Annotated in this window: 13 protein-coding genes; 3 read left to right on the forward strand and 10 right to left on the reverse strand. The window is 61.4% G+C overall.

Annotated features, from left to right (window positions below; translation table 11 throughout):
• Genes hpaH through A3AC_RS0115630 form a run of 6 tightly spaced genes read right to left on the reverse strand, consistent with a single transcriptional unit; the run spans position 1 to position 5,246 of the window.
• Positions 1-804: a 2-oxo-hept-4-ene-1,7-dioate hydratase gene (gene hpaH / locus A3AC_RS0115605; protein ID WP_025599937.1), complete on the reverse strand. Its 804-nt coding sequence runs from the start codon at positions 802-804 to the stop codon at positions 1-3.
• 42 nt (positions 805-846) lie between these two features.
• Positions 847-1,248, reverse strand: coding sequence for a 5-carboxymethyl-2-hydroxymuconate Delta-isomerase (locus A3AC_RS0115610; RefSeq protein ID WP_025599939.1), 402 nt, complete (start codon positions 1,246-1,248; stop codon positions 847-849).
• A 33-nt stretch (positions 1,249-1,281) separates the two neighbouring features.
• Positions 1,282-2,145 (reverse strand): 3,4-dihydroxyphenylacetate 2,3-dioxygenase, encoded by an 864-nt coding sequence (gene hpaD / locus A3AC_RS0115615; RefSeq protein ID WP_025599940.1) that lies wholly within the window; start codon positions 2,143-2,145, stop codon positions 1,282-1,284.
• 59 nt (positions 2,146-2,204) lie between these two features.
• Positions 2,205-3,662: a 5-carboxymethyl-2-hydroxymuconate semialdehyde dehydrogenase gene (hpaE, locus tag A3AC_RS0115620; protein WP_025599941.1), complete on the reverse strand. Its 1,458-nt coding sequence runs from the start codon at positions 3,660-3,662 to the stop codon at positions 2,205-2,207.
• Positions 3,663-3,717: 55 nt separating this feature from the next.
• Positions 3,718-4,476, reverse strand: coding sequence for a fumarylacetoacetate hydrolase family protein (locus tag A3AC_RS0115625; RefSeq protein WP_025599942.1), 759 nt, complete (start codon positions 4,474-4,476; stop codon positions 3,718-3,720).
• Entirely contained in the window at positions 4,473-5,246 is a 774-nt protein-coding gene (locus A3AC_RS0115630; protein WP_025599943.1) for a fumarylacetoacetate hydrolase family protein, read from the reverse strand. Before A3AC_RS0115630 ends, A3AC_RS0115625 begins: the two co-directional genes overlap by 4 nt.
• Before the next feature lie 192 nt (positions 5,247-5,438).
• On the opposite strand from A3AC_RS0115630, the gene hpaR reads away from it, so the two are divergent.
• Positions 5,439-5,846 carry a homoprotocatechuate degradation operon regulator HpaR gene (hpaR, locus tag A3AC_RS0115635; RefSeq protein WP_025599944.1) on the forward strand — a complete coding sequence of 136 codons (408 nt, stop codon included), beginning with the start codon at positions 5,439-5,441 and terminating at the stop codon, positions 5,844-5,846.
• Between the two features lie 90 nt (positions 5,847-5,936).
• The gene (locus A3AC_RS0115640; protein WP_025599946.1) at positions 5,937-7,007 is read left to right on the forward strand and encodes a hypothetical protein; all 1,071 of its coding nucleotides are present in this window, start codon (positions 5,937-5,939) and stop codon (positions 7,005-7,007) included.
• Between the two features lie 28 nt (positions 7,008-7,035).
• On the opposite strand, the gene A3AC_RS0115645 is transcribed toward A3AC_RS0115640, so the two are convergent.
• A complete protein-coding gene (locus A3AC_RS0115645) occupies positions 7,036-8,445 on the reverse strand; it encodes an MFS transporter (protein ID WP_025599947.1) in 1,410 nt (469 codons plus the stop codon).
• Positions 8,446-8,780: 335 nt separating this feature from the next.
• Here A3AC_RS0115645 and A3AC_RS0115650 point away from each other — a divergent pair, with 335 nt between their 5' ends.
• Positions 8,781-10,304 (forward strand): CoA-acylating methylmalonate-semialdehyde dehydrogenase, encoded by a 1,524-nt coding sequence (locus tag A3AC_RS0115650; protein ID WP_025599948.1) that lies wholly within the window; start codon positions 8,781-8,783, stop codon positions 10,302-10,304.
• 111 nt (positions 10,305-10,415) lie between these two features.
• Here A3AC_RS0115650 and A3AC_RS0115655 read toward each other — a convergent pair whose 3' ends face one another.
• The 3 genes from A3AC_RS0115655 to A3AC_RS0115665 form a co-directional block, all read right to left on the reverse strand.
• On the reverse strand, positions 10,416-11,756 hold the full coding sequence (locus A3AC_RS0115655; protein WP_025599949.1) for an MFS transporter: 1,341 nt from the start codon (positions 11,754-11,756) through the stop codon (positions 10,416-10,418).
• Positions 11,757-11,820: 64 nt separating this feature from the next.
• Positions 11,821-12,390, reverse strand: a complete 570-nt coding sequence (locus A3AC_RS0115660; protein WP_025599950.1) for an isochorismatase family protein — start codon at positions 12,388-12,390, stop codon at positions 11,821-11,823.
• A 32-nt stretch (positions 12,391-12,422) separates the two neighbouring features.
• On the reverse strand, positions 12,423-12,875 hold the full coding sequence (locus A3AC_RS0115665) for a MarR family winged helix-turn-helix transcriptional regulator (RefSeq protein WP_025599952.1): 453 nt from the start codon (positions 12,873-12,875) through the stop codon (positions 12,423-12,425).
• Positions 12,876-12,928: the final 53 nt, after the last annotated feature.

A 12,928-nucleotide genomic window follows, 5' to 3' on the forward strand; every position in this document is an offset into this window, starting at 1 on the left:
TCAAATGAAGTTCAAAGCGATGCCGCCGAGCGGACCATAGTCGACATGAAATGTGTCGCCCGCCCTGGCGGCAATCGGGCTCGTGAACGAGCCGCTCAGAATCACGTCGTTCGCGTTGAGCATTTCGTCGTACGGGGCGATCTTGTTCGCGAGCCACGCAACGCCCGTGGCCGGATGATTCAGCACGGCGGCCGCGAGTCCGCTTTCCTCGACGGCGCCGTTTTTATACAGCAGTGCACCGACCCAGCGAAGATCGACATCCAATGGACGCACAGGACGCCCGCCGAGCACCACGCCCGCATTGGCCGCGAAGTCGGAAATCGTGTCGTACACCTTGCGCGGCGCGCGCGTCTCGCGGTCGAATTGCTCGATACGCGCGTCGATGATTTCCACCGCGGGCGTGACGTACGCCGTGGCGTCGAGTACGTCGAACAGCGTGACGCCTGGACCCTGGAGCGGCTTACTCAACACGAACGCCAGTTCCACTTCGACACGCGGCGCAATAAAACGATCTGCGCGAATATCCTGACCGTTCTCGATAAACATGCTGTCGAGCAGCGGCGCATAGTCAGGCTCGTCGATCTGCGAAGAACGCTGCATTGCGCGTGACGTGAGGCCGATTTTGCGCCCTTTGATTACGTGCCCTTCAGCGAGTTTGAGCTTTACCCATTCGCGCTGGATCGCGTAGCCGTCCTCGACAGTCATCTGCGGATGGCTTGCGGAGAAGTGGCGCAATTGTGTGCGCGTCTTCTCCGCGTGGTCGAGTTGCGCGGCGAGCTCGCGAATAGTCTGGATGTCTAACATAATGTGTTCTCGATTGAGCCTCGACGAGCGTGTCACGGCTCGCTACTGCGCTTTGAGCCGCGCGTGGAGGTTGTTGTGTTTCCAGGTGCCGGCTTCGCTGAATTCATTGAGCTCCAGCGACAACGCGAGCCCACTCTCTTCAAACTCGTTGGCGAAGTGCTGCTTGATGAGCGCGAACAACGCATCGCCAGTTGCTTTTTTAGTGGCTTCGGAGCGTCCCGTGGCGATCTTCAGGTTGGCGTGTAAAAACGCTGCGTCGGCGCGTCCATCGGCAATGCAATAGTGTTCGCACCGCAGCGCGCGCACGCGAATGCCGCCAAGCGGATACACGCGCTGTCCGTTCTCGTGCTGTTCGGCAAGGCATCGAGCGAGCGTATTGCAGAGGCGGCCAATACTTTCATTGTCAGCGAGATTGGCGCTGTAATCGAGTGTCAGATGCGGCACGACAAGTCCTCCATTTTCGATTCACGCTTTGATTCACGCGGGCAGGGGCGTGACCGGAAAGATCGCATTGATCTGCCCGGTTCCCGAACTGCCGAAATACGGCGTGATGACTTCCACATTGCCGTCATAGCGGTCCCAACCCAGCGCGCCAAGCAGCATCGCCGTGTCGTGCATGCCGCCTTCGCCCCAACATTTCTCGTTGTAGAGCGGCAGCATCGCGCAGAATGTCTTCCAGTCGCCGGCTTGCCATAACTCGACCACGCGGCGGTCCATCTGCTCGAGAAAAGGATTCCACACCCTGTGCATGAATTGCTCAGCCGTGCCGTTGTCGGCAAAGTGGTGGCTAAGCGAGCCGCTCGCGAGAATGGCGACCGTGCCGTCGTAGCGCTCTTCGATTGCCTTGCGCACCGCGAGGCCAAAGCGGGCGCTGGTTTCGAGCTGGTGCCACATGCACCAGCCTGCAACCGACACGGCCTTGAAATGCCGATCGCCATTCATATAGCGCATCGGCACCAGCGTGCCGTATTCGAGTTCGAGCGTGGTCTCGCTATGCGCGCGGCTTTTCACGCCCATTTCGTTGGCGACTTCAGCGATCAGATTGCCGAGCCCGACATTGCCGGGATACGCATACGGCATGTTCTTGATGAAATGCGGCAGTTCGTTGCTCGTGTAGACGCCTTCGAACTTCGGCGCGCAATTGATGTGGTATTCGCTATTGACGAGCCAATGCACGTCGAATACGACAATCGTATCCACACCCAACTCGCGGCAACGCCGGCCGATTTCATGATGACCGTCGATCGCGGGCTGACGGCAACCCTTATGCGGACCGTCGAGCTCGGACAAATATAACGACGGCACGTGTGTCACTTTTGCTGCCAGCGCGAGCTTGCCCATCGTGGTCTCCTTCTTTCTGTGCCGCGAGACGCACTGCGCCTCGCGATATGTCCGGCGAGTCAGACGCCCCAGCGCGGAATGTGATGTGAGCCGAGCGACACGCAAACATTCTTCGGTTCGAGGAATACTTCGAAGCTCCACGTACCGCCCTCGCGTCCCACGCCCGATGCCTTCGTACCGCCGAACGGCTGACGCAGGTCGCGCACGTTCTGGCTGTTGACGAAGCACATGCCGGCTTCCACGGCGGCCGCGACGCGATGCGCGCGCCCCGTGCTCTCCGTCCAGATGTAGCTCGATAAACCGTATGAGACGTCGTTTGCGAGCCGGATCGCGTCGGCTTCGTCGTCGAATGAAATCAGGCACGCGACCGGGCCAAAAATCTCTTCCTGCGCGATGCGCATGCGGTTGTCCACATCCACGAAAACCGTGGGCATCACGAAGTTGCCCTTGCGCATGGCTTCGGGCAAATCAGGCGTGTCGAGGCCGCCGCACGCAAGCGTGGCGCCTTCTTTGGGCCCGAGTTCGATATAGCTGCGCACTTTGGCCAGATGCCCCTCGCTGATCATCGGCCCGACGATCGTGCTCTCCGCCAGGGGATCACCCACGGCGAGGCGCTTCGCGCGTTCTACGAAGCGCTCTGCAAACTTCGCGTAAATCGACTTCTGCACCAGGATTCGAGAGCCAGCAGTGCAGCGTTCGCCGTTGTTCGAGAAGATCATGAAGATGGCGGCGTCGAGCGCGCGCTCGAAGTCGGCGTCGTCGAAAATCACGAATGGCGACTTGCCGCCGAGTTCCATCGAGAACTTCTTGAGCCCGGCGGTTTGCACGATCCGGTTGCCCGTTGCAGTAGAGCCGGTGAACGACACCGCGTGCACATCAGCATGCGCGACGAGCGGCTCGCCGGTTTCCTTGCCGAAGCCGTGCACGACGTTGAGCACGCCCGCCGGAATGCCGGCTTCCAGCGCGAGCGTGCCGAGCATCGACGCGGTTAGCGGCGACAGCTCGCTCATCTTCAGCACGGCAGTATTGCCGAACGCGAGACAGGGTGCGACTTTCCAGGTAGCCGTCATGAACGGCACATTCCACGGCGAAATAAGCGCACACACGCCGACCGGATGAAACAGCGTGTAGTTGAGATGCGTGTCGGTCGGATAGGTGTGGCCGTCCACGCGTGTGCACATCTCGGCGAAGTAGCTGAAGTTGTCGGCTGCGCGCGGAACCAGTTGCTTGCGCGTTTGCGAGATCGTCTGGCCGGTGTCTTTCGTTTCGGTTTCCGAAATGTCCGGAACGTTCCTTGCAATCAGTTCGCCGAGCTTCCGGACAAGCTTCGCGCGCTCTGAAGCGGGCTTGGCGGCCCATGCGGGAAATGCCTCTTTTGCGGCATGCACGGCATCGTGGACCTCTTTCTCGCCGCCGCGCGCCACTTCGGCGAGTACTTCCTGCGTCGCCGGATTGACGGTTTCGAAGTAGGCTTTCGCGCTGGCCGTCTTGCCGTTGATGAGATGTTCGATTCGCATTGCGTTGTCCTTGCGTTTGTACTTTGCTCTTGCGCTGCCTTTCAGGTGTTGCCGGTCAGGTACGGCCGAAATCCGCGTCGGATGCAATTGTGTTGACGAGGCGGCCGAGGCCGTCGATCTCGCACACCACTTCGTCGCCGGCATTCACATTCACGATGCCTTCCGGCGTGCCGGTGAGAATCACGTCGCCCGGCGCGAGCGTCATGAAACCGCTCAGGTATTCGATCAGCGCGGGAATATCGGTCACGAGATCGCGGGTATTGCCGCGTTGCTGCAGTGTGCCGTTGACGAAAGTTCGCAATTCCAGTTGCGTCACGTCGCTAATGTCCGCTGCGTCGACGAACCATGGACCGAGCACCGTGGCGCCGTCGCGGTTCTTCACGCGCAGGTTGGGGCGGTAATAGTTTTCGAGGTAGTCGCGGATGGCGTAGTCGTTGGCGATCATGTAACCGGCGACGTGCTGCATCGCGTTGTCCTGCCCGACGTTGCGCGCAGTGCGGCCGATCACGACAGCGAGTTCACACTCGTAGTGCATGAAAGCGACATCGGCCGGGCGCCGCGTGAAGCCGCGATGACCCAGCACCGTGCCCGGTCCCTTGAGGAATACGAGCGGCTCTTCCTGCTTGTTGAATTGCAGTTCCTTCGCATGTTCGGCGTAATTCAGGCCAAGCGCGAAGAGGGTGCCGACTTCGACGGGCGTGAGCCAGACAACCTCGTCTTCGCCGCACACGCGTCCATCCGCGAGTTGCACGCCTTCTGCATGCGGATAGGCTTCGTGAATCGCGCCTGCATACGCTACACGACCGCGCATCATGCCTGTTCTCCGTCCAGTTGCGTTGCGCCGACGAACGACACGCGAAGCGGCGGAAGTCCGCCGATCGACAGCGTTGCCTCGTCGCCGATATGCGCGATGGGCGAGCCGTGCGGCACACCTGTCGTGATGACGTCGCCGCGCGCGAGCGTCATGAACTCGGTGACATCGGCGAGCAGTACGGCCGCCTTGCGTACCGACGAAGCCGTGCTCGCCGCGAACGCATGCCTGCCGTTGAGCGAAACCGCGATGGCAAGTTCATCCGGATTGGCAACGTGCCGCGCGGCGACAACCGCAGGGCCGATCACGCAAAAACCGTCGCGCGCCCGGAATCGCACGGACGGACGATACACGCTTGCATGCGGCACGCTGAGATCGGCCACCACCGTGTAGCCCGCGATGTAGTCCAACGACCGCTCCGCGCACACACGCGTTGCAGTGCGTCCAATCACGATCCCGAGCGACACACCCACCTCCACGCCCACGCTATCGTCGGGCACGACCACTTTCGCGCGATGTCCCGCGAGCGTATTGCGCGGCTTCAGGTATAGAACCGGCGCTTTCGGCGGTGCCTTGTATGGCGCGGCGTGCATTGCATCGCCGAGGGCCGCGATCGCGGCACGGTCGTTGAGCAAGGTTCCGTAGACAGAACCGCTGACGGGCGGACGGCACGCCATGCCCCGTGCGAGCAGCGCCGCCGCGGTGTGCGCATCGACATCGCGAGGCAATGCGTCGCCTTCCGGATGCAGCAGATAATCGGCAAGTGCAAACATGACCTGGCTATGCCTCTGAAGGAAGACTCGACATAAACACTAACATGTTAGTAGTATTGCGCTTGATATGATCCAGGGTCAATAGCCAGTCGGCTGATCGCGGGTTTTCCCTTAAGCTTCGACGGCTGCTTTCTATCATCGTCCAATATGTCTTCGTCCGCTTCCACACGAGTTTTGCACCGCAACCTGCCGATGCTGCTGCTGCGCGCCAGGGAAAAAATGATGGAGCGTTTTCGTCCATTGATTACGGCGCACGGTTTGACCGAGCAGCAATGGCGCGTGATTCGCGCACTCAACGAGCACGGCCCAATGGAGCCGCGTCACATCTCGGACATCTGCACGATTTCGAGCCCGAGCATGGCGGGCGTGCTCGCGCGCATGGAGAGCATGGAGCTGGTGACAAAAGAGCGTTTCGCGGAGGACCAGCGCCGCGTACTGGTTTCGCTAACCGATACGAGCGTGGAACTCGTGCGCGTGATCTCGAAGGACCTTGAAGCGCAGTACCGCGAACTGGAGCGTAAGGTGGGACCGGAGATTGTCGAGCGTGTGTATCGCGCCGTTGACGACCTACTGGCGGGTATCGAGCAGGAAGACGACTGAAGGGGCCGCGCGCGGTTCATGGCTAGCCATGCCGCGAAGCGCTAAAGTACGGCTACACCATTCATTACCGCTTTCATTGAAGAGAGTCCGATGCCGTTGTCACCTGAGGCTGGCGCCACACCGAAAAGTGCCCTGAAACAGGCCATATTTCTGCATACCGGCTGGCGCAGCGCGGGCACGTGGGTGTGGTCCCGTCTTCGCGCGCTCAACGGCGCTACAGGATTTTACGAGCCGCTCAGCAACGTGCTCGCGGATCTGAGTCTCGCCGAGGTTGCCGCAAGCCGCCCCACGCTGACATCGGGACATCCGCCTCTGGAGGCGCCTTACTTCGACGAATATAAAGCGTTCCTGGGCGAAGGCGCGCGCGGTGTGAGCGGATACCGAAGAGCCTTCAATATCGACCGTTTCAGCGAGCAGCCGGACGCGGAATTTGCCGCGCTACAGAGCTATTTGCGCGGCCTTTGCGAGCACTCGGCTCAACAGGGCAGAGTGCCGGTCCTCAAGTTCTGTCGTTCGTCGGGCAGGTTGCAGTGGTTCAGGCACGCGTTTGCCGACGCAATGCATGTGGGCGTGCTGCGCAATCCCGCATCGCAGTTTGCGTCCGGGTGGCTTCTCAACCAGCAGTGGCGCAATCCGTTTTTCGTGGCCGCGCCGTTTCGCGTGCTCGGCTTGAACCGTACGGAGCCGCTGGTCAGGCAGATCATCGAGCTATGCGACGTGAAGTTGCCGCCTGCGGCGCCCGCTTCCGACGACGCCTACGCTGTTGCGTGCGAACACTATGCACGCAGCGCGGAAGGCAACAACGCCTACCGCGCGTTTATCGCGCTGTGGATTCTAGGTGCATGCCGAATGGGACAAGGCATCGACCTGCTCGTCGACATGGACCTGCTTGGACAGTCGCGCGAATATGCGGCCAACCTGCGAGCCGGATTTGAAGCGCAGAGCGGACTGTCGCCCGATTTCAGCAGCGCGCGCGATCTTGTGGAGGAAACCCGCCGCAGCGCCGCGCGCATGAGCGGAATAGACGGTCAGGCGATACGTGTCGTTCATTCGGCGGCGCTCAAATTCCTCAAGATGCAAAGCGGCTTGGACGCGGCCTTTCTCGAACGGGTGCGCGAGAAAATGGTGCTTGCAAACGAGCTGACCGCGCAATGGCGCTAGGCGCCAAAAAGTTATTCGCACTGCGCTGCTACGAAGCAGCCGGTTTTTTCGCATCCGCCAACGTTTCGGCTCTCAACCGGTCATAGCTCGTCTTGTCGAGCGGCACTGCATCGGGCTGGCCCAGGTCGCTCAGTCTCACGCGATAATTTTCACGTGCGCTCCATGCGGTGACCGCTGCAATGATCGTAATGCCGAAGGTGATCGCTCCGATCGTTAGGGGAACGTTGTGCGAGCCCGGCGGCGCGACATAAGCGAACAATGCCGGCAGCAACGCGGTAATCGTGGTGCCGATGTTCTGCCCGATCGCCATTGCGGAGACGCGCGAGCGGGTGGGGAAAAGTTCTGGGTAGAAGCTCGGGAACGTCGCGTTATAGCCTTGGTAGATGACGCCCCACATGAGGATCGACATCACCATGGCGAGCGCCACGTTGTGAATGCTGATCGCGTACAGGTACGCAAAAGAGAGCAGACCCGCACCGAGTGCGCCCACAATGATCGGCAGGCGCCGGCCAATCCGGTCAGACAGATTGCCCACATAAGGAATCACCAGCACGGCGACAATGTTGCCGATCACTGGAATCCACAGGTAGACGCTTTTCGAAAAGCCGATGCCGTACGAGGCCTGCACTGCATATGCAGCGCCGAAAATCGTCGCGACCACGGGAATCACATTCATCAGCGAGCAGCCGACTACACGCAGCATATCCGGCCAGTTGTAGCGGAAAGCCTCGGCAATCGGCGACTTCGGCACGCCGCCGGTCGCGTCTTCCTTGGCGAAAGCCGGTGTTTCTTCGACCTCGCGACGGATGATGTAGCCGGCCACCAGCACCAGCGCGCTCAGCAGAAATGGAATGCGCCAGCCCCACGAATTGAACGAGCTTTCCTCCATGTAATAGGCGAGCGGCAGGAACACCGCAGCAGCGAGAATCTGCCCGGCCTGCACTCCCTGCAGCGTGAAGCTTGCGTAATAGCCGCGTCGTCCGAAGGGCGCATGTTCGAGAATCATCGAGCTTGCGCCCGAGATTTCTCCCGCAACCGCAAAGCCCTGGATCAGGCGAAGCACGACGAGCATCGTCGGCGCCAGCAGACCGACCTGGTGATAAGTCGGCAGGAGGCCGACTGCCATTGTCGAAAAACCCATCAGGAACATGCATAGCAGCAGGACGTTCTTGCGGCCGTGCGTGTCGCCCCAATGTCCGAGTACGAACGCGCCGATAGGCCGCGCGACGTAGCCGACGCCATAAGTGGCGAGTGAGGCGACGATCGCGATTTTCGGATTGCCGGATGGAAAGAACAGTTGGGGGAAAATCAGCGCCGCCGCCTGCGCGTAGATAAAGAAATCGTAGTACTCGAGTGCGGAGCCGATCCAGCCGCTGGCGGTTGCCTTGCCAGCCTGTCCGCGATGCTTGCGGCCACTTGCCGATGCGTTCGTTGCCATATCACGCCTCCTCATCGGGTGCTGTCAAAAGCCCATGCGGCCGCTTCATTTGGCGTCCGGCGCGCGAACTATGCAACCCAGGACTTACACCGCGATGCAGCGATACAGTGCAGTCCGCTGCAATACCTCTGACGTTGCCCTTATCCACGCGCATTCATGCGCGGCCGCCCGGCGATCCAATACAGTTGCCACACAAAAAACAATACAGTGAGGCGCGGTTCTGTTTTGCTGTATAGGGAATAAGGGGCGCAGCGTCGATACAGTTGGCGGGTCTTCAATCCGCTGGCCCTGCCCGGCGCACTGCGCCCGGCCCCTTCCCGAACGTGAGGTACGCGATGAACGCAGTAAACGAGCAAGACAGGCTGTCCGTGCAGCAGTTGGGCCACTACATCGGCGGCGCCATGGTTGCGCCCACCAGTGGCCGCTTCAAGGACGTGTTCAATCCCGCGACCGGCAAGGTGACGGGCGCGGTCGCGCTCGCATCGGTAGAGGAAGTGAATGCCGCGGTGAAAGCAGCGAAGGCGGCATTTCCAGCATGGAGCGAAACCGCGCCTCTCAAGCGCGCGCGCATTCTGTTCAGGTTCAAGGAACTGCTCAACCAGCACCACGACGAACTCGCGATGCTCATCACGCGCGAGCACGGCAAGGTGTTCACGGACGCACAGGGCGAGGTGGTGCGCGGTATCGAAGTGGTCGAGTTCGCGTGCGGCATTCCGAACCTGCTGAAAACCGGTTTCACCGACCAGATAGGCGGCGGCATCGACAACTGGAACCTGCGTCAGGCGCTTGGCGTAGTCGCGGGCATTACACCGTTCAATTTCCCGGTGATGGTGCCGATGTGGATGTTCCCCGTCGCGCTGGCTTGCGGCAACACGTTCGTCCTGAAGCCGTCCGAGCGCGATCCGTCGGCGTCGTTGCGCATTGCCGAATTACTGAAGGAAGCCGGTCTGCCGGACGGCGTGTTCAATGTGGTCAACGGCGACAAGGTGGCGGTCGACGCATTGATCGAACATCCGGACGTCGCGGCGCTGTCGTTTGTCGGTTCGACGCCGATTGCGGAGTACATCCACACGGAAGCGTCGAAGCGCGGTAAGCGCGTGCAGGCGCTGGGCGGCGCGAAGAATCACCTCGTGGTGATGCCCGACGCCGATCTCGATCAGGCCGTGGATGCGCTGATCGGCGCCGCCTATGGCTCTGCCGGCGAGCGCTGCATGGCGATTTCGGTGGCAGTGGCTGTCGGCAATATCGCCGATAAGCTGATCGAAAGGCTTGTGCCGCGCGTGAAGTCGCTCGTCATCAAGAATGGCGAGAACCTGGACGCCGAAATGGGGCCGCTCGTAACCGCCGAGCACAAGGCGAAAGTGGCGGGCTACATCGCGTCGGGCGTGGAAGAGGGCGCCACGCTCATCGTGGATGGCCGCGTACATCCCGTCGCGAAAGAAGACGGGTTCTTTATCGGCGGAACGCTGTTTGACAACGTCGGCACGCAGATGAAGATCTACAAGGAAGAGATTTTCGGCCCGGTGCTGGCGGTGGTACGTGTGCCCGATTTCGCGAGCGCGGTCGAACTGATCAACGCGCATGAGTTCGGTAACGGCGTGTCGCTATTCACCTCGGACGGCGGCGTTGCGCGCGCGTTGGGCCGGCAGATACAGGTGGGCATGGTCGGCATCAATGTGCCCATTCCGGTGCCGATGGCATGGCACTCGTTCGGCGGCTGGAAGAAGTCGCTGTTCGGCGACCATCATGCGTACGGCGAAGAGGGCGTGCGCTTCTATACGCGTTACAAGAGCATCATGCAGCGCTGGCCCGACAGCATCGCCAAGGGTGCTGAGTTTACGATGCCTGTGGCGAAGTAACTCGCGAGCCGGGCAACGAGCGGAACAAGCGCAACAAGAGCAACGAGCGCGATCAGCGCAACAAGAGAAGCCGCGGCTGACACTTCAGCCGCGGCTTTTTTCATTGTGGCTTCATACACCCGACGACGACTCTTCTTCCGCCTCATCGAGCACCGCGTTTTGCACGGCGGTAGCAGGGCTTACATAGGGCGGCGCCTGGCGCGGCTCGTCGATGCTGTAGCGAAGGCGCCCGGCGTCGACAAATACGCGCAGGCCCCGGTATTTGACGAGATACAGCAGGCCTACCAGCGCGGCCGCGAAACCCGACGCCGCGCCCACGCCAAGCGCCCAGCGTGGACCGAAACGATCCGCGACCCAGCCGACCACCGGCGCGCCAAGCGGCGTGCCGCCGAGCGCAATGGCAAGCAGAATTGCGATTACGCGGCCGCGCATCGCGGGTTCCGTGGAGAGTTGCACGAGACTGTTGGTCGACGTATTGAAGGTTTGCGTCGACACGCCGATAAAGACGAGCACCATGCCGAACAGCACATAATTCGGCATCAGCGAAGCGGCGGTGCAGCCCACGCCGAAGATCGCGGCCGCGCCAAGCAGCAACGCCATGCGCGGCCGCGCGCGGCGCGCGGCCAGCAGCGCGCCGGTGACCGAACCCACCGCCATGGTCGAGCTCAGCACGCCGTATTCGCCTGCACCCGCATGAAAAGCGGTGACCGACATGGTCGAAATGAAAATCGGGAAGTTAAGCCCGAACGTGCCGATAAGGAACTGCATCAACAGCGCGGCCTTCAGATCGGGGCGCTTCCATACATATTTGAAGCCTTCCACAAAGCTGCCGCGCGAGCGTACCGCACGAGGCTTCGCATGCAGTTCGCGCACGCGCAGCATGCGCAATGCACCGAGCACGGCAACAAAAGAGAGTGCATTGATCAGGAACACCCAACCGGTTCCAACCGATGCAATCAGCAAGCCGGCCACCGCCGGACCGATCATGCGCGCTGCGTTGAACGACGTTGAATTGAGGGCGACTGCATTCGACAGATCGCTTTCGCCAACCAGATCGGACACGAAGGTCTGTCGCGCGGGCGAATCGAATGCGGTCACGCAGCCGAGCAGTCCCGCGAAAACATACACATGCCAGAGCTCGACGAGGCCCGTAATGGTGAGCAGGCCAAGGCCCAGCGCGAGACTGCCCATGGCGGCCTGCGTGACCAGCAGAAGCTTGCGACGGTCGAAGTGATCCGCTGCATAGCCGGTGAGCGGCAACAGCAGCATTTGTGGCCCGAACTGCAACGACATGACGATACCCACGGAAGTCGCATTGTGTTGTGTGAGTTCCGTGAGCACGAGCCAGTCCTGCGCGGTGCGTTGCATCCACGTGCCGACGTTCGAGACGATGGCGCCGCTTGCCCACATCCGGTAATTGAAGTTGCGAAGCGAGCGGAACGTGCTGCTCATAGCAACGCCTTGCGCGGCGGCAAGTGGGCGACGTGCGGCTCACGGCGCATGCGCATCGTCATGCTCATGCCGATGCGCGAGTCTGTTCCAGCATGTCTAGCACTTCCTGTGTCGTGCCGGTCTCGCCGAGCCGCGGGAAGATGCGCGTGAGGCTGTTGGTATGAGCATCCAGATGCAGGTCAGTCATCGCGTCCACGGCAAATGCGATGTTCAGGCCAAGCTCGTGCGCGAAACGCGCGGTGGATTCGACGCCGATGCTGGTGGACACGCCCGCAAGCACGATTTGCGTTACGCCTTGCTCGCGCAGATACGCTTCGAGGTCCGTGTTCGTGAACGCGCCCCACGTGCGCTTGGTCACCAGGTGATCCGACGCTTGCCGGTTCAGTTCGGGCACGAGATCCGCGAATCCCGGCGGGAAGTTGCCGGTAGGGCGCGTCTGTTCCGCGCGCCCCGGTGCGCCGCCCGCCACGTTGACGAGTACGACCGGAAGGCCGTGGCGCCGGAATGCGTCGGCTAACGCGGCCGCGCGTTGCACCACGTCTGCGGTGGGATGCGCTGTGGGCATCGCCACGATGCCTTGCTGTAAATCGATCACGACCAGTGCGGTTCTTCCATCGAGTGTAGACAGTGCCACGGGTGCTCCTGTTGAGGTTTGTGCCTGACGCTTTACGACTCGATCAGGCGTTTGAGCAATGCGACGGCGGTGACGAGCTGCTTTTGCTCGGCCGCCGAAAAGCGCGTCTGGATGGTGCGGAAAAGCCAGTCTTCGCGCGCGGCGCGGCTTGCCTTGATTTTCTTGCGGAAGGCCGGTGTGACGGACAGCACGGTTTGCCGGCCGTCGTTCGGATCGGGCGCGCCGCTCACGAGGCCCGCGGCTTTCAGAACCGAAAGCGTCTCGCTCATGGATTGTGAACGCATGCCCTGTGCGCGCGCGAGTTCGGTAACCGTTGCCGGGCCGTCGCGCTCGAGCAGACCGAGTACCTGGATTTGCGAAGGCGTGAAGTCGCCGAGATGCGCCTCTTCACGCAGGCGGCGGCGGAGCTTGCCGTTCAGCACGCGCAGGTCTTCAGCCAATACATGCAGGGAGTTGGAGTCGAGCGGCGGATCGTTCTTGCCCATGCGTGCCGGAATAATATATGAAGGTTACCTGCGTAGGGTACCTTCGTATATTG

The organism is Burkholderia sp. WSM2230, assembly GCF_000472445.1.
Classification (GTDB): Bacteria; Pseudomonadota; Gammaproteobacteria; order Burkholderiales; family Burkholderiaceae; genus Paraburkholderia.